Consider the following 20573-nt stretch of genomic DNA (forward strand, 5'->3'; position numbering starts at 1 on the left):
CAATTTCAAACAGTGGCTCTTCCGCGTCATTAAACACATTGGTCTTAATGCTATAAGTGACGTTTTCACCGTCGGCATCTGTCGCAGAAACGGTACCTATTACATACTCATCGGTCGAGTTTTCGTTGTATTCGAAGTTGTATTCACCCCCTTCATCGGTGTCTTCAAATACTGGTGCGTTGTCATCAAGGTTGACCTCATCAAGGTTTACCGTCACATCGGTGGTTTTAACGGGTCCTAAACCTTCATCTTCAGTCGCAGTGACCACTATGCTGTGCTCATTCTCTGCTAGCTCGTAGTCGTTGGTAAACGCGGCCACGCCAGCCGCTGTTAAACTAATTTCACCAGTAACTGAATCGATTTCAAACAGTGGCTCTTCCGCGTCATTAAACACATTGGTCTTAATGCTATAAGTGACGTTTTCACCGTCGGCATCTGTCGCACTGACGGTACCTATCACATACTCATCGGTCGAGTTCTCATCGTATTCGAAGTTATACACTCCCCCTTCATCGGTATCATCAAATATAGGGGCATTGTCATCTTCGTTCAGTTCGGTGAATATCACATCGACATCGACGGACTGCGGCTCACCAACGCCATCACCTTCGGTCACGGTGACAACAATGTTGTGAACATTTTCTAAGATTTCGAAATCATTGACGAAAGACTCTGCCCCCGCTTCTGTAAGGCTAATAACCCCAGTATCGGGATCAATTTGGAACAAATCCTCTCCACCTTCGTTTTGGATATTGGTCGAAATGCTAAAAATTAAGACATCGTTATCTGGATCCTCAGCCGCAACTTGACCGATCGGGACATCAGCCGCGGTGTTTTCGGGAATATCGAAACTGTATACGCCATCTTCAAACGCAAAGGTAGAGAGTTGCTCATCTTCTCCACCGCCACCACCAGGAATAAAATCATCAGTTGCGACAAATTGTGGTAAGTCATTGGTACCATTAATAGTAACCGTGACACTTCCGACTGTGCCGTCGGTAGACTCAATAGGGAATACATCAATAAGAGAATCACCAATATTAAGCTCATCAAAAGCACTATTGGCAACGTAGGTCCAATTACCATCTGCATCAATAGAAAAGACACCATTGTCACCCGCTACACCATCTTGGGGGACAAAGGTTGGGACATCAGTTTCTGTTGCGACAACCGTACCAGTAATAACCCAAGGAACATCCGTTTCAAAGACAGTAACCGCATCGTCTCCAACAAAGACCGCTTGTGCCACTAAATCTAGTAAAGTAAGACTTTGGGTCTCAGACAACCCCTGAGATTCAAGCCCAGAAGTATCAAATTGAGTTTCAGCTAATGTTTCTGCACCAGTTCGCTCAATGTCTCCCGTCCCTGTTGGACTGGAACCATTTTGCCCCCCGGCTGCGGTCGCAAAGTCTTCATTCTGAGTCGGGTCGACCCCCTCTTCAATCTGCTCGATGATCGACGCAATTTCATTGTCTAAATCAAGATTGAAGTTGTCACCACCGTCGCCTATAAGTTGCGCCTCTATCTGAGGTTCAGTCGCAGCCGTCGCTCCTTGGCCGACCACTACGATAACTTCTCCCGGCCCCGGCACTTCTCCAGGTACTAGTTCTCTTATTTCACCATTGATGTCAATTACTACAGTCGTACTAGCTAACATGAATGGCGCTAGACTTTTCGCATTCATAACCAAATTCCCATTTGTGCGATATAAGTCCCCCACCCCCTACAACAGGTGTTAAAACTTTCGCGTACTCCCACACCTTATAAAGCTAGACTCGTCATTACTGACAATCTAGTAAATAGCAAAAAAGTCCAAACGAAAGTTTATAAGTCACTAATAAGTAACCCCCGTAATTTCGCATAAAGATTCTCACTTTTGGTTTACGTCGACTAAGCTTTTGGTACTTACTGTGGGGCCATGGTGCTCCTGCAATAACTTGACTATCGACTTGGCGGATATTAAGGAGGCTCCCTTGAACCTGAAAAAGTCACTCATTGCTAGCTGTGTGGTTCTCGCGAGCTTTACTGCTTACTCTCAAACCCTGGAACAAGCAGTCGCAATCACACTCGCTACTAACCCCGAACTAAAAAGCACTTACAACCAATTTAAGAGCGCGGTAAAACAAGCTGATGCTTCAACCGGTGCTTACCTACCTAGCCTAGATCTCGATGCGGGCATCGGTTATGAAGGAATTGACCCGGCGGATTCAACCGGGAGGAGCGATACTGATCTCACAAGAAAAGAAGCAACTCTTAGCCTCACCCAACTGCTATGGGATGGTAATGCAACACTCAATGATATGGACAGAACAGCAGCCGATGCTGAATCTGTTCGCTTTCAACTGCTAGCGGATGCGTCTGATTTAGCACTACAAGTGACACAAGTCTACCTAGATGCAGTGAAAGCCACAGAGATACTTGCACTATCTGAAAGCAACCTTTCCGTGCATAAAGAAATTTATCGCGATATCCAACGCCGTGCCCAATCGGGAATTGGCTCGACTGCAGACGTATCTCAGGTCGAGGCAAGGATTGCTAAGGCACACGGCAATTTACTCGCTGCACAGAACAACTTAGTTGATACCCATACTCAATTCACACGTTTAGTAGGGCAACAACCATTAGGGTTGATCTACCCAAGAGCAGATGAGACTAAACTTCCTCTATCTTTACAAGATGCTCTGGTTGAGGCATTTGATAAGCACCCTGTCATTAAGGTGTCGATGGTAGACGTTGACTCAGCGCGTTTTCAATACAAGCAGTCTAAAGGGAACTACTACCCTACCTTCTCCATTGAAGCGAGCCAAACATGGCGTGATGATGCTGGTGGTGATCGAGGTAGCAGCGATGAAACGCTAGCTATGCTTCGTATGCGTTACAACCTCTACAACGGTGGCTCAGACAGTGACCTGTCTAAACGCGCAGCTTATCAGCTAAACCAAGCTAAAGACCTGCGAGACAACGCTTACCGACAAGTAGAAGAAAGCCTTCGTTTATCATGGAGTGCGTTAGATCTGACACTTCAACAGAAGAACTTTCTTGCAGACCATGTCGATTCAGCCTCCGAAACTGTGATTGCCTATGAAAAGCAATACCGAATTGGACAACGAACCTTACTTGACTTGCTCAATACTGAAAACGAACTGTTTGAAGCGAGAAAAGACTACTTAGATGCTCACTATGCCGAGCAGTACGCTAAATATCGCGTAATGAATGCCACCGGAAATCTACTTGATGCGCTTCTGGTAGATACACCTGACGAGTGGACTGAGCGAGTGGAGTACTGATATGAAAGTAACACAATTAATCCCATACACTCTTATGGCTTTTATACCATTCAGTGCTGTAAATGCCGATGAAGAATATGAATACATAGAAACACCCATCGCCAATCAAATATCTGACTTGACGGATGATGATAGAGATGGCGTTGTCAATGCTCGTGACATCTGCCCGGGAACCCCCTCAGGTGCGCAAGTTGACAATGACGGCTGTGGCGCAGCGATTTTTGAAGAAGAAGAGCGACAACTTCGTATTTTATTTGCCAATGACTCTTACGAAATTAACCCCATCTTCTCAGACCAAATTCAAACAATGGCAGAATTTTTAGAGCGCTACAAATCGGCATCAATTCAAATCCAAGGCTACGCCAGTAAAGTAGGCACCGCGGAATACAATCTTGAGCTATCAAAGAAAAGGGCGCACGCAGTTGAAGATGAGTTACTCTCATTTGGTACTGAACCGAGCCGAGTAACGATTGTAGGGTACGGCGACACTCGACTTGAATCGGACGGTGTCGATGAAACTTCCCATGCTCTAAATCGACGAGTGACCGCTACCGTTGTAGGCCTCAATGAAGAAGTAATTGAAGAGTGGACTATCTTCACAGTACTGGAGAAATAGCATCACTTACCCTAAAAAAGCGCCCATCTCGGGCGCTTTCTGCTTTATCTAGTGTTGGTCTTTAGTGCTGAGATTTGACCTGTGCGTTACTCTCAACACTTACGCTCTTCTTTGGCAGCGAGATGTGCAGTAGGAAATAACCTAACAACGCTGCTGTCGTCGAGCCCATCAATATGCCAAGCCGCGCATAGGTATCAAACTCTACATTCACTGGACCAAAGGCTAGCGACGAAATAAAGATCGACATCGTGAAGCCGATACCACACAGCACCGATACTGCGAAAATATGGCGGAACGTTATTCCTTCGGGCAATTTAGCTACCCCTGATTTCACCGCAATCCAACTGAACGAGAAAATACCCAAAGGCTTACCAAGCAGAAGGCCCATTGCGATACCTAGTGGTAGCATTGAAGTCAAACCGTCTATCGATACACCCTCTAACGAAATGCCTGCGTTAGCGAAAGCGAATAATGGCAGAATACCGAATGCCACGTATGGGTGCAGTGCATGCTCCATATGCTTGAGCGGAGAATGCTCACCCTTTTTACCTTGAAGTGGAATTGCAAAGCCAATAACGACACCCGCTAATGTTGCATGCACGCCCGATTTCAATACAGCAAACCACAAGATGGCACCAACAATCATATACGGGGTCAACTTGGTTACCTTCTTGGCATTCAGTATAAATAATGCCGCCGTCATAGCAAAGCCCACTGCCAAGGCGGTCGTTGACAAATCGCCTGTATAAAATAGAGCAATGATAACAACAACACCCAAGTCATCAATGATCGCAAGAGCAAGCAAGAAAACTTTCAGGCTAACGGGTACACGCTTACCTAGTAGCGCCATGATACCCAGTGCAAAAGCAATATCCGTTGCCGCTGGAATCGCCCATCCCTGCACCGCTTGAGCATCGCCGTAATTGAACATTAGGTAAACCATCGTTGATCCAGTGCGAAATCGACATACCAAAAACATAAGTGTGCAAGAAAGCTTGGTATACATCGTTAAGAGAAGTGTTTGCGATTGTCATTGCAATAGCAGCAGCAATAACTAATAGAATGCCTCCGGCAGACTCCATTTTGAAAAAATCGCGAATAATATCATTCATGATATTGTCCTTATATTTATTATGTTAATAAGCGATTAACAATGAATACAGTCGAGTTTATAGAGTTGGTTACATCAGGGAAAATCGATTGTTTGGATGATATGCTTCGGTTTTTCCGATATGCGCTTCTCAATGTTCGCCTTCATTCTCTGTTTCATTATAGGCAAAGTACCGGAATTTCCACATAAAATACAAAAAGCCACCTTCACATCATGAAAAGTGGCTTCTAGCACGTCTATGTTGGTTTTGAGCGACTTAATAACCAGTTAGTTGCATGAAGCCTTGGGCTGTATGGCTACCGGTCGTCAAGATCGGTCCTTCCCAATATGGCAATACAAACGGAAGCCATAGATCATCGTTCAACGTCTGGGTTTCAAGGCTAATATCAAGGTCAGGAATGTTGATCATCCAGCGAGTAGGAAGACGCTTGCCATTAGCTAAAACTGTCTCTTGTATTGGAGCAATCTCAATGTCTTGATTATTCAACGTTGTGACTTTTCCATTGTTTGTTGCAAGTGTCCCAAAAACATAAGGAAGTTGACTCTGGTGACGATAACGGTTGATCGACAATGTGGTTTCATCATCTAAGTGGAAAACAAACCAGTCCCAGCCTTGTTGATCTTCAGCCAGTAACCCACTCCCCCACTCCTTACTCATCCACCCAGTGCCTTTTACTGAGAGTACTTTACTCGGTGACAACGCCAGTTGGCCTTCTACTACAAGAAATGGCGCAGTTAGATTTAGTGAAGCAATAGGTAACAAATCATGCTTGATAGCGTAACCGCGCTCACGAGGTATAACAAAAGGACCCCGCGTTGTAGTTTTCAACTTCACTTTGAATGTATCGGTTTGCGCATCTAATAAGCCTGGAAACGGCGTTCGCCCAAGTGATCGCCATGACCAATTGTCAATCCAGATCCTAAAAGGTTTTGAAGTCATACCCGCTTGGCCAATACCACCACGCGCTACGCGCTGCTCTCGCCAAACTTTATCTTTATTCGATACCACTATATGAGAAACAAATAGCTGAGGACTTAACCATCCCGACATATTGCTATCGTTCGAAGCGATGCGAAAGTAACTCCATTGAATACCGTATGTCTCGCCATACTGATCTTGTACGTTGGCAAAAAAGTGCCACCAGCCATGCTGATACTCGTTATGAAAAGCAAAATCTCTCGGGATAATGACAGGGTTGTCAGGCAGCACAGGCTCGAACACTTGAGTTGGCTTAGAGACTAAAACCGAACTGACCTCATTAGTTCGAGGCAAGTGACTGTTTTTGGCATCGCTCTGCTCATGCAAGGCTATCAAGGCAAATGCACTGAAAATGATGGTGACGATGAACACCCCAAGGAGTCTTTTGCTTCTATTGCTCATCTATAGGGAGTCTCTTAACGATTTCATTGGTGTATTCTTTACCATTCTCAAAACAGGAATTGCACCGGCAACCATAAGGGAGAACATGGCAAGAAGGCCAGAGTGAAGGTATGCAGTTGGAATAAATTGAACCTCTAGCGTCCAACCAAAAGATTGCTTGATCACGATATCAACCACCAGATTTGCGAGGGCCAGCCCAAGAGGCATAGCAATGAGAATAGCAATCGCACCAAAGACGAACAATTGCAAGCTCCCCATCATGATCAACTCTCTCCCAGACATACCTAAACAGCGCAAGAGCGAGATATGTTTTTGACGTGAAACTTCACCCGCTACAGTAGCAAAGAAAATACCAAACACAGCAATAACAAGCGTAATGTTTCCTAAAGTATCAGCGATCGAGAAAGTGCGATCAAAGACTCTCATAGCCTGACTATGGATATGGCTATTATCATAAATTCGTTCAGAGTCGAGCCTAAATATGGTTTCTAGGCGACGCTTAAGACCAATCGGATTGATCCCATCATTGAGCACAGCACCGAGCGCGACGGAACCACTACCCGCAAATGCATATAGCCAATTACGATGCGAAAGTAAGACTTGATTGTACGGATTACCGTAGTCGTAATACACCCCCACAACTTGCCAACCGGAGCCGAGCTTGCCAGTTAAATCAACATAATCACCTGGTCTAATTCCCAATTTAAGTGCCATTGATTCACTGATCATCACACCTTTCGAATGATGCAAGTGATACCAGTAATTTGGAATACCCAGTTTAACAGTTAAGGCATCAAGCTCTCCTTCAGAAGCGCCTGTACTCACAACTTGTAAAGCACCTTTGTCGGTGGAAATATCTTTCTCCCAGCGCCACCACACAGAATCCACCTCCGGCTGTTTCGTAAGCCAAGTGCTCATGCGTGCTGCAGCGCTATTGTTTGGATAGATGTACAGATCTGCTGCCAAGCGTTGTGTTAACCATTTGTCGGTTGTATCTCGGAAACTACCGACCATGGTTTCAACACCAATATTAGCTGCCATAGCCAGCATGAACGCCATCGTCGCAACACCACGATAGCTCATGCTTGCTGCAGCATCAGCAAAGAACCAGCGGACTTTCACCCAACGCAATGTGTACGACAGGGTTTCGAAAACTTTCCAAATAATATAAGGCGTAAATAAAGCCACACTCAGCAGCATTAGGGCAATTATCGCAAAGCCTGTCTCCTGTGTTTGAGGTGCTTGGTAGATTGCAATCGCAGCCACACAGCAGGCACAGGCGATTAACGCTTGAATGGTAAACTCAGCACCAGCAAATCGAACCAAAGACAGTCTCGTTGTCAGTCGACTTGGTTGAGAACGCAACAAACGAATCAAAGGCCATGCGCAGGCAACAATCGCACCAGCCAAAGAAAGATATAAGCTAGAGATACTCGCTCGCCAATCCCATACAATGGCAAGACCTATATTGGTATCGTACAAATCTCCCAAACTCGCCGATACGGCTGGAATAAGTTGATTGGCTAGTAGCATGCCTAAGATATTACCGCACAGCCAACTCACAAAAACCAATACAAATAGTTCGAGGAGCAAAGCCTGAGCAAGTTGCCAACCCGAGACCCCCATTTGCCTTAAATTGCCCACCAAAGGTTGACGTTGCGTTAATGTCATCGACATGGCTTGATAAAAGATAAACAAACCAACGACGAATGCCAGCATACCCATGGCACTTAAGTTCAAATGAAAAGCTTCGGTTAAAGACTCAAGTTCGGCACGGGAGCTTCGACTAAGTACCATGCCATTGGGTAGCACAGACTTTAGCTTGGCAAGCTTGTGATCTGGCATATCGGCACATGCAATCACCGAAATGCCTGAGCTTCGCTCAATCATTCGCAATAAAGACATATCGGCAATGATGCGAGTGCCGTTCAATCGACTTTCAGTATCAATGCTGATTGGGCCTAAAGCGCTACCGTCGTTTAAACGAATAAAATCCCCATTACCCCATTTCATATGCTGCGCAAGATCCGCACTAACAAGAACAGGATAAGGTGGACGCATTAAATTAAGTGAAGAGATATCATCCAGTAAAGAACCCGATTCGAACTCGATCATAGCAACCGGGTCGATACCGACTAACATCAAATCGGTACCACTGGCAGTACTGATACGTAAACTTTCAAAAGGAGCACATTGATGGAACCCATCGCGACGAAGCTGAACATAGAACCCCTGGGGAATCTTGTTAGCAGCATGTTTAGGGCGGATACGGTAAGGAAGTGGATTCGAGAATAGCTTCTCACCATGTTCGTAACTCTGACGAGCATGACTATTGATAGAACTTACACCAACAAGAAGAGAGACACCTAAAGTAAGACCGAGCCAGACAAGAATTATTTGGAAAGGGTAACGTCTGTAGTGGCCAAGTAGTGCTTTAACTACGGGCCATAACATGCAGTTGCCCTCCTTGCAATCTGACCTTACCTTCCATATGTTGTGCTACGCGCTCACTGTGTGTGACTAAGAGTAAGGTACACTCTAATTGCTTGGTCAATGTAGTGAGTAGACGCATTACAGCTTCAGCATTACGCTCATCCAAGCTCCCCGTAGGCTCATCGGCAAGCAAGATCTTAGGCTCCATATAAAGAGCGCGTGCTATGGCGGCTCGCTGTTGCTGACCACCAGAAACTTCTTCAGGATAACGGCCAAGTAATGGCATTAAATCGAGAGCTGAGAGAATTTGTCGCCATAAGCCAGCATCTTCAGGAAGACCTTTAAGCTGTCTGCAAAAACGAATGTTGTCGGCGATATTAAGTGTAGGAAGGAGATTAAACTGTTGGAAAATAAGACCTATGTTGTTTCTACGATAAGCCGTGCGCTTGGATTCGGCTACTTGATGCATTGAAAATTTTGGAAAAATGACTTCTCCGGTGTCTACCGTATCAAGGCCTGCAATCAAGTTGAGTAACGTACTCTTACCCGAACCACTTTCACCCATTAACGCTATCTGTTCACCTTGCTTTAACGACAACTCAGCACCTTGTAAAACTGGATGAAATTCACCACCATCTACATAGCCTTTACATAGGTCTGTTAGCTGTAACATTAATACTCTCGTAAACCGTCGAAATAGGAGTGTGAATCTACACTAAATCGACAGTTCAAGGAAGCATTTTGGATACTAGATCACAAGATATGCACCAAAGCGCTATGAACACACGCCCAATGTCTAGTTTTCGATCAAATTTCGAATCCACTTCCGCGTTTTCATGCGATAGAGAGAGCCAAACCATTTGATTGCCTCCTCAGTTAAAAACAGTAAATAAATCCATTCAGGCTTCCAACCAAGCCCTATGGCTGCAAATGCTGCAAGCGGAATACCGATCACCCACTGGGCAACCAGATCTTGATATAAACAGAACTTAACATCGCCTCCTGCGCGAAGCACACCTACGATTGTCATCATCGGTAAGGATCTAAGTACAATACCTACACTTAACACCAGCATGAACTTCTCTGACAATGCACGTGTTTCAGGAGTCAGCGCACTAAAGACATCTAATACTAAGCCTTGCACCAAATAGAGCAATCCAGCGACAACAATCCCTACAAGCACACTGAGTAGTGTCACGCCAATCGCCTGATAATAGACTTCGTCGTATTTCTTCGCGCCAATTTGGTTACCAACCAATACTGCGGCTGCGTTTGACATACCGATCAGCAAAGCAAGAGCGATTGACTCAACGGGTGACATGACTGATAAAGCAGCCAAACCTTGTACACCCGACTGACCCATAATGGCATGGTAGGCAAACAGTCCCCCTGCCCATGCGAGGAAATTGAATGTCGTAGGCAGTGATAAGCGCAAGAACTTTGTAACTCGCGTCCACTCCACTACGTCGCGAATATCCAGCAAGCCAAATGCCAATAAGTGCTTTTTGGCATACAAGTAGCCAAACAAAGTTGCCACTTCGATAGCACCACTTAACACTGTGGCAATAGCCGCTCCTTTAATTCCCATCGCAGGCACGCCAAACTTACCAAAAATGAGCACCCAGTTGAGGAATATGTTAGAGATGATGCCGATACCACTAAAAAAGGTACTTAAACCCGGTTTGTGCATGGCCCGTAAACCCACAGCCATACTTGCTACACAGGCGACGGCAAACATAGATACCGAAGTGATCACTAAATAGTCAGCACCTAGCTTGTTCACCACTGGATCACTGGTCGCTAACCCCATGACTTGCGTAGGGAATAAGATGAATAACAGCGCAGTAATCGCTGCAAAAACCATACAAACTAGCCAGGTAAGGGCAGTACTTTCTCTGACTCCTTTGCGATCACCCGCTCCCCAGTATTGCGCTGTAAGTAATGCGCCTCCGGTTGTCACACCAACTAGCATGATCGTCGTAACAAACGTTGCACGCGCAGCGACGCCGACGGCTGCGATTTCGGCTTCACCTAACTGACCTAGCATCAATACATCAACCAAACCTCGGCTGGAAAACATAATACTCTGCAATGTAATAGGTAAAGCAATCGCAATTAAACGCCGTATAAAGTCACCACGGGTATTTGTCAAAACATGGGAGAGAGTTATCAATCGCGCACCTCAAAATGCAACAGTATGAAAAGAGAGAAAAAACGAGTCGACTATTATATGATCAGTCTAGATATGAAACCATAAAAACCACAGGGGTTAGGATGAAAAAGGTACTGGTCTTGGGCGCCTCTGGCTACGTGGGTTCACAACTACTTTTACAGCTTTGTGAGCTTGGTTATAAGGTTACAGCCGCCGCCAGACAAATCGACTATCTTAAGGCTCGCGTCGAACCTCATCAAAATTTGTCGCTTTGCTATCTCGACCTTGCTGATAAAGCGGCCACAAGTGCGTTGATCCCCAAGTTCGATCTTATCTATTTTTTAGTCCATGGTATGGCGCATGGGCATGACTTTCTTGAATATGAAGTATCTTTGGCAGAAAATTTTAGTCATGCACTCGTCCAAAGCTCGGTGAAACACGTCATATACTTGAGTGCGATACAACCACAGACTGGCGACTCAAAGCACCTTACTGCTCGCCGGATGACTGGCGATATCATTCGCAAAGCTGGTGTTCCAATCACAGAACTACGCGCTGGTGTCATTATCGGTCCAGGTTCTGCCGCATTCGAGATAATGCGTGACTTTGTTTACAACATGCCAATTCTCGTGACGCCAAAATGGGTCGAATCACGAGCGAATCCGATCGCTCTAGAGAATCTCAACCACTACTTACTGTCTACTGCTGAGGAATCGCCAACCCATCACCAACTTTATGAAGTGGGTGGACCTGATACGCTCAGCTATCGACAGCAGTTCCACGTAATCGCTAATACCATCAACAAACCTATTTCGATTTGGCCCACCTCCCTGCTCACCCCACAAATGGCTTCTCATTGGCTAGGCGTTGTCACGTCTGTTCCTTCCAGTATTGGTGCAGCGCTTCTATCAGGGCTTGAACATGATTTTATCGCTGACCATCATGCAATTGACAAGAAATACCCACAATCCCTTATCGCGTTTAAGGACATGGTCGCCAACAGTATTGAGCAAGAGGGTAAGTTCGTGCGAAGTAATGTGTGGGGGTTTGATCCTGCCGCCCTTTCTCGTTGGCAACCTGGTTACGGTTATTACCCCAAGCAAACGGGTGCCGAAATAGAAACGCAGCTGTCAGCTAAGCAGATCTGGAACGTGGTGAAACAGATTGGCAGCAAAAAAGAAGGCTACTTCTTTGCTAACTTGTTGTGGCGTACACGTGAATGGCTCGACATCTTCTTTGGAGGGGGTAAACCAGTTCGACGTTCTCCTACTGGCCCAGGACTTCAAGTGGGAGATTACATCGATTCATGGAAAGTCATTCGCTGTGAAGAAAATCAGTTCATCTCATTATTATTCGGTATGAAAGGCCCTGGTTTAGGCCGATTAGAATTTTCAATTGAAGATTTGGGAGCAAAAAGAAAGCTCACTGTGACAGCATGGTGGCATCCACAGGGATTTAGAGGCCTACTGTACTGGTTTGCCATGATGCCTGCCCACCTGTTTATCTTTAAAGGTATGGTTAAAGCCATCGTTAGAAAAGCAAAAGAGCTTCAATAGTAGAAGCTCTTTTTAGATCCGCTTTAGCTTTTAGCTTACACCGTCAGACTCAGTGGGATTTCAGCTAATCGATCACCTCGGTTGGCTGGAAATACTAAGTACTCGCCGTGATACTTCACGTTAGATTTGTAGTCCGTCACTTTATGAACCATAAAGCCAGCATCCGAGGCTTTCTCGACAAAATCAGCATGGTGACCGCGGACAAACCAGCTCATTGGCTTGATCATATCTTCACCATCAAAGCTGCTTTCACATTGCTTAGTGCACATCGCGAGTGAGTTTGGTCCCTCAGTAAAGATCTGGATTTTACCACAACCAACTAACTCTTCAGACGTTGTGACTTCCCACCCTTTCTCTTCCATCATGTCGATGAAGTTGTTGATCTCATAGTCTTTAACAATACGTTCTTCTTGACCTTGCGGGAAGAACTGAGCATAGAATTTCGAAATACGTTGGAACGTTTGCATCAAACCAGCGTTGTTCCCTTTTGAGCGTCCCGTTTTCTGCCAGCGAATTAAATCATCCGCCACAAGACGCGGGAACTGCTGAGACTTAATTGCTTTTGTAATCCAACGCACCAAGTAAAGGTTGTTTGCTGTTGGGCCATTGGTCAGTTTGCCAGCCTTATGCTCATTGGCAATCTCTTCCAAAGCCTTGTTTACTAATTTCTGTATTTCTACCGTATATTCAGACATTACGCCTTTCTTCCAAATATCCAATAACAAGCCGCTGAGATGATAGAGCAAGCACTCATCATTGTGATCATCGGCCATGTTACACCACCGGGCATCATTGCCACGATAGCACCAATAATTGAACCTGTGCCAAAGCGCAGAGTTCCTGCCAACGAAGACGCCGTACCCGCCATCGTTGGGTAACCACTTAATAGCAGCCCCATTGAGTTGCTCCCGATTGTCGACAAGGTTCCGATAAACATTACGACAAATACAACCGTTCCCCACAGGCCTGCATCTAACAACCAGGTAACAAATAGACCGACGCCTGCGATAAGCTGTATAATCAAGCCAAAACGCAACATGGCGTGCGAACCCACCTTTTTGACTAAACGGCCATTGATACTCGTCATGACAATCATCGCGACAATATTTAAGGCAAACAGATAACCAAATAGATCTGGCCTTACGCCATAGATATCAATATAGACAAACGACCCTGCTGTTAGGAATGCAAACATCCCTGCAAACGAAAAAGCACCGGAGAAAATCAACCCCATTGCCACGGGATTTTTGAATAACCTTAGGTAGTTCCTTAGCGTATTGCGGATTCGAAGTGGTTGTTTGTTCTCTTCACTTAGCGTTTCTGGAATTTTCCATAGCACTAAACATATCACGACGACGGAAAAGCCAGCCAAAATCCAAAAAATAGCGCGCCAGCCAAACCACACAGCGACATAGCCACCGATCATTGGAGCGATCAATGGCGCAATCGTCATCACCAAGGTAACAAATGACATAGCTCGCGCAAAATCTTCACGATCAAACATATCACGTACTACGGCTTGTATGATGACCGCAGCAGCAGCGCCGGCAAAACCTTGCGCTGTACGTACCCAAGTTAACGCTTCAATGCCCGTTGTTGTCGCACTGACCACCGCCGCAAGACCAAAAAAGAATACACCCAGTATCAAAACAGGACGACGACCATAACTGTCTGCCAATGGCCCATGAATCAACTGGCCAATCGCAAATCCGGCGGTATAGGCTGTGAGCGTAATCTGCACTGCACCTTCGACAACACCAAGGTCTTTGGCGATCGTTGGCATCGCTGGCAGGTACATATCAATAGCTAAAGGGGTTAAAGCACCAATTGCACCCAGAACAAGGAATAACAGGAAACTGATTTGGGGGGCTTTGGTTTGATCTAAGGCTCTCTCAGACATAAATCTCCTACTCGGCTGCGAATCAGATGCAGCTTCCGTGCTGCAACCAAACAGAATAAATGAACACTAAAAGTGCAAGGTTCTGTTGACCTCGTTCGGTTAACAGACCCTTGATGAATTGATCTATATTGAGCGAATTGTCCCTAAAAGACTAGTTCCCAAATGGAAATAAAGTATTTCCTTAATAAAGGATTATTTCCAAACAGAGTTAATTTCTTCTTCGGTTAAATAACGGTATTCACCCGGCTCTAAAGTGTCACAAAGCTCAATATTACCAATACGCTCTCGGTGCAGGTGTTCAACTTTGTTGCCAAGCGCTGCAAACATCCGCTTCACCTGATGGTATTTACCTTCGGTGATGGTCAGTAACACTTCTTTCTCTTCTTCATCGACGACTTCAAGCTTAGCTGGCAGTGTTATATCTTTCTCGTTGCGCAGTTGAATGCCTTCTGCAAACTTCTCCGCATACTCTGCTTGTAGAGGATCAACAAGCCAAACACGGTATGTTTTCTCACATTTGTGTTTTGGAGATGTGATTCGGTGAGACCATTGACCATCATCAGTTATCAAGACCAGACCTGTAGTATCAACATCAAGACGACCCGCAAAATGTAAATCTTCCATTTTCACTTCATCTAGCAACATGAAAGCCGTTTGATTAAACCCATCTTCATGCGAACAAACAAAACCATCTGGCTTAAAAAGCATGATGTAGCGAGGGCCCGGCTTTTGAATCTCTCGACCTTGCCATTCTACCGTGCACTCTTCAGTAACCTTAGTTGCACCACTTTTCTGCACCACGTCATTGACGGTGACATCACCACTTTTAATGATTTTTGTTGCTTCTTTACGTGTTGCCCCAAGAGCATCACATAGATATTTATCTAAACGCATGAATACCTCATTTTTGCTAGGTGGGGTATTATAGTGCGACTAGACTAAATAGTTGAGCTATTTCACACATTTTATGTATACACTTCGTCCCTATCAGACTGATTCCGTCAAAGCGGTCATTCACTACTTTCGTAAACACTCGACACCTGCAGTCCTTGTACTACCTACAGGAGCGGGCAAGAGCTTGGTCATTGCAGAGCTTGCTCGTCTGGCTAAAGGACGTGTCTTGGTGTTGGCACACGTGAAAGAGTTGGTAGAACAGAACCACCAAAAATACGAAGGATACGGACTGAAAGGCTCAATTTTTTCTGCCGGATTGGGTCGTAAAGAGACCGATCAACAAGTCGTTTTCGCCTCTGTGCAATCCGTCGTGCGTAATCTCGATCAGTTTAAAAACCAGTTTTCACTTTTAGTTATCGATGAATGTCACCGCGTGCCCGACGATAAGAACACCAGCTATCAAAAAGTCATCAACCATCTTCGTGAACAAAACGCCGGGATCAAAGTTCTCGGGCTGACTGCCACTCCCTACCGTTTAGGCATAGGTTGGATTTACCAATACCATACACGAGGATTAGTTCGCAGCGAGGAGCCTCGCTTCTTCCGCGACTGCATATTCGAGCTACCCATTCGCTACTTACTCGATGAAAAGTTTCTCACTCCAGCACGTATGATGGATGCGCCAGTATTGAGTTATGACTTTTCTCAACTCAAACCCGCCAGTACTGGCCGCTATAAAGAGTCTGAAATGGATATGGTGATTGATAGGGCGAAACGTGCGACACCTCAGATCGTCGAGCAAATCATTCATATGTCTGCCGATAAGCAAGGTATTATGATTTTCGCGGCGACAGTCCGCCATGCGCAAGAAATTTTTGGCCTGCTACCCGAGGGCCAAACCGCTATCGTCATCGGTGATACGCCAACACCCGAACGTGATGCCATCATCCAAGACTTTAAAGAGCGCAAAATTAAATACCTCGTCAACGTGTCAGTACTGACTACGGGCTTTGACGCCCCACACGTTGACCTGATTGCTATTTTGCGCCCGACTGAATCGATTAGCCTTTACCAGCAAATTGTTGGACGAGGACTGCGCCTGTCTCCGGGAAAAGAGGAATGTTTAGTTCTGGATTATGCGGGCAATAGTTACGATCTCTATCAACCAGAAGTGGGCGATGCTAAACCCGACTCTGACAGCGAAATCATCACCATCCCCTGCCCAGCGTGCGGCTTTAACAACAACTTCTGGGGCAAGTTAGACAGTAACGGCTTTCTTATTGAACACTTTGGTCGCAAATGTCAGGGCTTCTTTGAAGATGAGGAGAGTGGCGAACGTGAACACTGCGACTACCGATTCAGAGCCAAGTATTGCGGCGAATGCGGAGCAGACAACGATATCGCCGCTAGAATCTGCCATGAATGCGATGCCACTTTAGTTGACCCAGACAAGAAGCTTAAGGAGGCGTTAAACCTTAAAGATGCCCTTGTCTTTGAGTGCCTAGAAATGGCTTTAAGCGTTCACAAAGATGACAAAGGAAAAAGTAGCTTAAAGGTCTCTTACATTGGAGATAATCAAGCTCAGGTGAGTGAGTTCTGGTCATTGACCACCAAAAACCAAAAGCAACGCTTCAAAGATCAGTTTGTTCGTCCACACCTTGCAGACAAACATAGGCCATTTGACGATGCCTCACCGACTAAAGTGGTGAATAATCAACACAGATTCCGCCCACCTCAGTTTGTGGTTGCAAGGAAATCTGGCCGTTTTTGGAAAATGCGCGATAAGATTTTTGCTGACGAACTATCGAACTGAACGCTATTCACTTGGTGTTCATCTTTCAACAGGTATACTCAGTCACAGAAATTTCAAGAAGGTAAGAATATGTTGAAGCGTCCGTTAGTCAGTTTGACAGCCCTATTGGCGTGCGTCTTTGTTGCATTTCCCGCTTTAGCGGAAAAACACCATGACGAAGATGGGCATGCTCTGGTGCAAGACATGCACAAGCCCGGCGCGCGAATTGAGTTTGAAGAAGACCAAGATGAAGTCTACGACGCAGTACAGAAAGGCTATGTTCGCCCATTCTCTGAAATGTTTGCTGCTGTCGAGCGTGATCTAAATGGCCGAATCATTCATGTCGAACTCGAAGAAGATGATGATATCTGGATCTATGAACTCAAATTAAACCACAATAACAATATCATTAAGGTTGAATACAACGCCGAAACCCTTGAAATGCTGCAAATCAAAGGCAGAAATATTAAAGAAGCACTAAAAAAATAGAAGATTAAAGCTTATGAAAATTCTTGTAGTGGAAGATGAACCGCGTCTTGGTGAACAAATTATCGAAACGTTAGAACAAGTGGACTGGGTTCCTGAACTATCTCAAGACGGTATCGATGCTCTATACCGAGCCACTTCAGAAGAGTGGGATGCTATCGTGCTCGACCTTGGTTTACCTAAACTTGATGGCCTTACAGTACTTAAAGGCATTCGAGATGAAAACATTAACACACCTGTTGTTATTTTAAGCGCTCGTGACACGTTAACTCAGCGTGTAGAAGGCTTGAACGCAGGCGCTGATGACTATTTGACCAAACCATTTGAAATGGTCGAATTAATTGCCCGCATCCGTGCTCAACTTAGACGCGCTTCGGGTAATGCCTCGCCAGTGATGCAAGTCGGTAACTTAAGTCTTGATACCCGTACTTCGAAAGTGATGTGGCAAGGTCAAGCCATTAGTCTTACAGCACTTGAATACAAGGTTGTCGCTTACTTTATGCATAACCCTGAAAAGGTCATTTCACGAACAGAACTGGTGGAGCATATCTACAAACAAGACTTTGACCGTGATTCCAACACTATTGAAGTGTTCATTGGTCGAATCCGCAAGAAAATTGCTCCGAAAGTCATAAAAACAGTGAGAGGCTTGGGGTACCAGCTTAATGCCGAATAACAAGCGTTCATTGCTTAGAAGACTGAGTTTAAAAAGCCGCTTAGTACTGGCGGCTGTGGTCTGGTTAACTGCCATGGTAGTTGCCGTTGGCGTTAGTGTCCCAAATCAAGTCTTCAACTATATGGCTGACGACGCCAAGTCTCAGCTATCGATCTATATGGATGAAATTTCCGCTGCGATAGAAGCCGATGAATCTGGCAACATCACTCTGGCATCCAACCTTTCCGACCCTCGCTTTAATCGTCCATACAGTGGCATATACTGGTCAGCGAAAACCGATACAGATTTACTTCGCTCACGTTCGTTATGGGACCAACAAATCGAAGCCAAGAAGAAGGGCAAAGAATACTTTGGTGCCCGTGGTGAGAAGCTCATCTACATAAAAACCACGTTGTATTACCCAGACTATGATGGGCCTATTGAAGTTCTGATCGGCATCGACGAGCAGCCGATTGAAGACACCGTTCGGGATTTGATGCGCCAACTATGGATTATTCTCGCTCTACTCTACTTTGGCGTTCTGGCAGTGATCATGTTGCAAGTTCAGTGGTCACTTAGCCCACTAAACAAGATGCAAAAAGAACTGACTCAGCTTCGCTCAGGTGATAAAACTAGCCTTGATGAAGATTATCCAAAAGAGGTGGCTCCAGTCGTCTCCGATCTCAATGCTCTGGTATTTCACTACCAAGAATTACTCGAGCGTGCTCGCCATCATGCAGGCAACCTTTCTCACGCTCTGAAAACGCCATTGTCAGTGTTAAGAAACGAAATTGGCTCGCTCGACAAAGAGACACGAGACTACCTATTGCCACCAGTTCACCAAATACAAAGCCAAATCGATTACCATTTGGGTCGTGCGCGAATGGCAGGCTCTAAGAACATTCTTTCTGTTCGAGCTAACCCTGCTGAAAGAGTTGATGCGATCTCGATGGCGTTTGATAAGGTTTACGCGCAGAGAGGCGTCTCTTTGATTAATGAGCTCGACTCAGCCATCGAGGTTGCCGTAGACCCAACCGATCTAGACGAAATGGTGGGTAACCTGCTTGAAAATGCCTATAAGTGGTCTTGCAATATAATTCGTGTTCACTCTATAGAAAATGAGCCCGGCACAATTGAAATTATTATCGAAGACGACGGCCCTGGCATTGAAGATGAAGATATTCAGCAAGCTCTTAAACGTGGTGTCAGGTTAGACGAAACTACACCTGGAACAGGTCTTGGCCTGAATATCGTGAATGAAATGGCACATAGCTATCGTGGCAAACTTGCCCTGTCGAGAAGTTCTATGGGTGGACTAAAAGCCGTCCTCGCGTTTCATACCTCAAACTAACCTATCTGACTATTCTTGGTACAGTAGACAACTAAAGCGACGCAATCAGCGTCGCTTTTTGGTTGTTGAGAATGATTTAGAGTGATTCATTACTGACTAAGTATATCGACACTGATAATTGTCTGACGAATAAAACACTATGCCAGCTTTATTAGCAAATGAAGAATCCCCCTTTTACCCTAGCGCGGTTATCGTCGATTTTAAGCTTGTTGCTCTTGTCTTCACCCTCTTTAGCTGAAGAACCAGAAAACGCTCAAGTTGAAAAGTCCCCCTTCACAGCGCAAACCAAACTTGGTTTTATCTACACCGAGAACACCAGTTCATCTCTATCTGTAAACTCAGCTTTGTATCTGAACTACCAGCAAGAGTCTTGGCTACATAAAGCATCGTTTGAAAGCTACTATACCGATGCCGACAATGCCGATGATGGTGCCAATCGCTATACCGTTAATACGGGCTCAACCTACGATTTTGCGGAAAAAACTTTTGTCCGCGGGGCTGCAAGATTCGAAAATGACCTGTACGGCACCTACCGAAAACAGTGGGTTTTAATGACTGGCCTCGGTGTATATTTGGTAAATAGTGACGTAGTCAAAACATCCATCTCTCTTGGTCCGGGTTACCGAATTACGCAGAGGCAACCGTTCGATTCTGAATATCCTGATCAAATGAATTACGAAGTGATTGCGTCATCTACCCTCGATAGCGCGATTGTTTTCTCGGAAAGGCTGTCTATGGGCGCAACCCTTGATGTGGCACACGGTGAAGAGAACACCCATTACAACACTAAGGCATACATTAAGAACACCTTGATGGCGAACCTGTCTCTAGTATTCGATGTTGAGTACATCTACAACACAACCGTTGCAGAAGACCAATCACCCGATGAAATTTACAGTACGATGAGCTTAAGCTATGACTTTTAACGCAGACTTAAGCTCTCTACAAAAACAGCGCCA

At 45.3% G+C, this 20573-nt stretch carries 16 protein-coding genes and 1 pseudogene; 8 read left to right on the forward strand and 9 right to left on the reverse strand.

The features are described from left to right. A partial coding sequence (locus ZX61_RS01375) for a cadherin domain-containing protein (RefSeq protein WP_200904205.1) occupies nt 1-1684 on the reverse strand: 1684 nt, incomplete at its 3' end. 289 nt (nt 1685-1973) lie between these two features. Here ZX61_RS01375 and ZX61_RS01380 point away from each other — a divergent pair. Beyond that, nucleotides 1974-3287: a TolC family outer membrane protein gene (locus ZX61_RS01380; RefSeq protein WP_049842942.1), complete on the forward strand. Its 1314-nt coding sequence runs from the start codon at nt 1974-1976 to the stop codon at nt 3285-3287. A gap of 1 nt (nt 3288) precedes the next feature. Beyond that, a complete protein-coding gene (locus ZX61_RS01385; protein WP_049842943.1) occupies nt 3289-3903 on the forward strand; it encodes an OmpA family protein in 615 nt (204 codons plus the stop codon). A 61-nt stretch (nt 3904-3964) separates the two neighbouring features. Here the strand turns inward: ZX61_RS01385 and nhaA are convergent. The 5 genes and pseudogenes from nhaA to ZX61_RS01410 form a co-directional block, all read right to left on the reverse strand. After that, nucleotides 3965-5015, reverse strand: a pseudogene (nhaA, locus tag ZX61_RS01390) (Na+/H+ antiporter NhaA). A 255-nt stretch (nt 5016-5270) separates the two neighbouring features. After that, a complete protein-coding gene (locus ZX61_RS01395; RefSeq protein ID WP_049842944.1) occupies nt 5271-6395 on the reverse strand; it encodes a lipocalin-like domain-containing protein in 1125 nt (374 codons plus the stop codon). Continuing rightward, nucleotides 6396-8849, reverse strand: a complete 2454-nt coding sequence (locus ZX61_RS01400) for an ABC transporter permease (RefSeq protein WP_049842945.1) — start codon at nt 8847-8849, stop codon at nt 6396-6398. Beyond that, nucleotides 8830-9501 carry an ABC transporter ATP-binding protein gene (locus ZX61_RS01405; protein WP_049842946.1) on the reverse strand — a complete coding sequence of 224 codons (672 nt, stop codon included), beginning with the start codon at nt 9499-9501 and terminating at the stop codon, nt 8830-8832. Before ZX61_RS01405 ends, ZX61_RS01400 begins: the two co-directional genes overlap by 20 nt. Nucleotides 9502-9624: 123 nt before the next feature. Next, a complete protein-coding gene (locus ZX61_RS01410; RefSeq protein ID WP_049842947.1) occupies nt 9625-11001 on the reverse strand; it encodes an MATE family efflux transporter in 1377 nt (458 codons plus the stop codon). A 101-nt stretch (nt 11002-11102) separates the two neighbouring features. Between ZX61_RS01410 and ZX61_RS01415 the strand changes: the two genes are divergently transcribed. Continuing rightward, nucleotides 11103-12536 carry a DUF2867 domain-containing protein gene (locus tag ZX61_RS01415; protein ID WP_049842948.1) on the forward strand — a complete coding sequence of 478 codons (1434 nt, stop codon included), beginning with the start codon at nt 11103-11105 and terminating at the stop codon, nt 12534-12536. Between the two features lie 35 nt (nt 12537-12571). Here the strand turns inward: ZX61_RS01415 and ZX61_RS01420 are convergent, their stop codons facing one another. The 3 genes from ZX61_RS01420 to rsuA form a co-directional block, all read right to left on the reverse strand. Next, nucleotides 12572-13231 carry a DUF2913 family protein gene (locus ZX61_RS01420; RefSeq protein WP_049842949.1) on the reverse strand — a complete coding sequence of 220 codons (660 nt, stop codon included), beginning with the start codon at nt 13229-13231 and terminating at the stop codon, nt 12572-12574. After that, nucleotides 13231-14436 (reverse strand): Bcr/CflA family multidrug efflux MFS transporter, encoded by a 1206-nt coding sequence (locus ZX61_RS01425; RefSeq protein WP_049842950.1) that lies wholly within the window; start codon nt 14434-14436, stop codon nt 13231-13233. The genes ZX61_RS01420 and ZX61_RS01425 overlap by 1 nt, the downstream gene beginning before the upstream one ends. Nucleotides 14437-14628: 192 nt before the next feature. Continuing rightward, nucleotides 14629-15330, reverse strand: a complete 702-nt coding sequence (rsuA, locus tag ZX61_RS01430) for a 16S rRNA pseudouridine(516) synthase RsuA (RefSeq protein WP_049842951.1) — start codon at nt 15328-15330, stop codon at nt 14629-14631. Nucleotides 15331-15403: 73 nt separating this feature from the next. On the opposite strand from rsuA, the gene ZX61_RS01435 reads away from it, so the two are divergent. The 5 genes from ZX61_RS01435 to ZX61_RS01455 all read left to right on the forward strand — a co-directional run bounded on the left by ZX61_RS01435 (nt 15404) and on the right by ZX61_RS01455 (nt 20540). Beyond that, entirely contained in the window at nt 15404-17143 is a 1740-nt protein-coding gene (locus tag ZX61_RS01435) for a DEAD/DEAH box helicase (RefSeq protein WP_049842952.1), read from the forward strand. A 69-nt stretch (nt 17144-17212) separates the two neighbouring features. Beyond that, complete coding sequence (locus ZX61_RS01440; RefSeq protein WP_049842953.1) at nt 17213-17611, forward strand: PepSY domain-containing protein; 399 nt, start codon at nt 17213-17215, stop codon at nt 17609-17611. A gap of 13 nt (nt 17612-17624) precedes the next feature. After that, a complete protein-coding gene (locus tag ZX61_RS01445) occupies nt 17625-18284 on the forward strand; it encodes a response regulator transcription factor (protein WP_049842954.1) in 660 nt (219 codons plus the stop codon). After that, on the forward strand, nt 18274-19614 hold the full coding sequence (locus ZX61_RS01450; protein WP_049842955.1) for an ATP-binding protein: 1341 nt from the start codon (nt 18274-18276) through the stop codon (nt 19612-19614). Before ZX61_RS01445 ends, ZX61_RS01450 begins: the two co-directional genes overlap by 11 nt. Nucleotides 19615-19829: 215 nt before the next feature. After that, on the forward strand, nt 19830-20540 hold the full coding sequence (locus ZX61_RS01455; protein ID WP_235431279.1) for a DUF481 domain-containing protein: 711 nt from the start codon (nt 19830-19832) through the stop codon (nt 20538-20540). The last annotated feature ends 33 nt before the right edge of the window (nt 20541-20573 follow it).

The organism is Vibrio sp. VPAP30 (genome assembly GCF_001188205.1).
Lineage (GTDB): Bacteria > Pseudomonadota > Gammaproteobacteria > Enterobacterales > Vibrionaceae > Vibrio > Vibrio bivalvicida.

Bases quoted from the DNA above. Each gene is read 5' to 3' on its own strand.
- ZX61_RS01405 (WP_049842946.1), bottom strand. From the start codon at position 9,501: ATGTTACAGCTAACAGACCTATGTAAAGGCTATGTAGATGGTGGTGAA.
- rsuA (WP_049842951.1), bottom strand. From the start codon at position 15,330: ATGCGTTTAGATAAATATCTATGTGATGCTCTTGGGGCAACACGTAAA.
- ZX61_RS01385 (WP_049842943.1), top strand. From the start codon at position 3,289: ATGAAAGTAACACAATTAATCCCATACACTCTTATGGCTTTTATACCA.
- ZX61_RS01435 (WP_049842952.1), top strand. From the start codon at position 15,404: ATGTATACACTTCGTCCCTATCAGACTGATTCCGTCAAAGCGGTCATT.
- ZX61_RS01440 (WP_049842953.1), top strand. From the start codon at position 17,213: ATGTTGAAGCGTCCGTTAGTCAGTTTGACAGCCCTATTGGCGTGCGTC.
- ZX61_RS01420 (WP_049842949.1), bottom strand. From the start codon at position 13,231: ATGTCTGAATATACGGTAGAAATACAGAAATTAGTAAACAAGGCTTTG.
- ZX61_RS01400 (WP_049842945.1), bottom strand. From the start codon at position 8,849: ATGTTATGGCCCGTAGTTAAAGCACTACTTGGCCACTACAGACGTTAC.
- ZX61_RS01395 (WP_049842944.1), bottom strand. From the start codon at position 6,395: ATGAGCAATAGAAGCAAAAGACTCCTTGGGGTGTTCATCGTCACCATC.
- ZX61_RS01445 (WP_049842954.1), top strand. From the start codon at position 17,625: ATGAAAATTCTTGTAGTGGAAGATGAACCGCGTCTTGGTGAACAAATT.
- ZX61_RS01425 (WP_049842950.1), bottom strand. From the start codon at position 14,436: ATGTCTGAGAGAGCCTTAGATCAAACCAAAGCCCCCCAAATCAGTTTC.
- ZX61_RS01415 (WP_049842948.1), top strand. From the start codon at position 11,103: ATGAAAAAGGTACTGGTCTTGGGCGCCTCTGGCTACGTGGGTTCACAA.
- ZX61_RS01450 (WP_049842955.1), top strand. From the start codon at position 18,274: ATGCCGAATAACAAGCGTTCATTGCTTAGAAGACTGAGTTTAAAAAGC.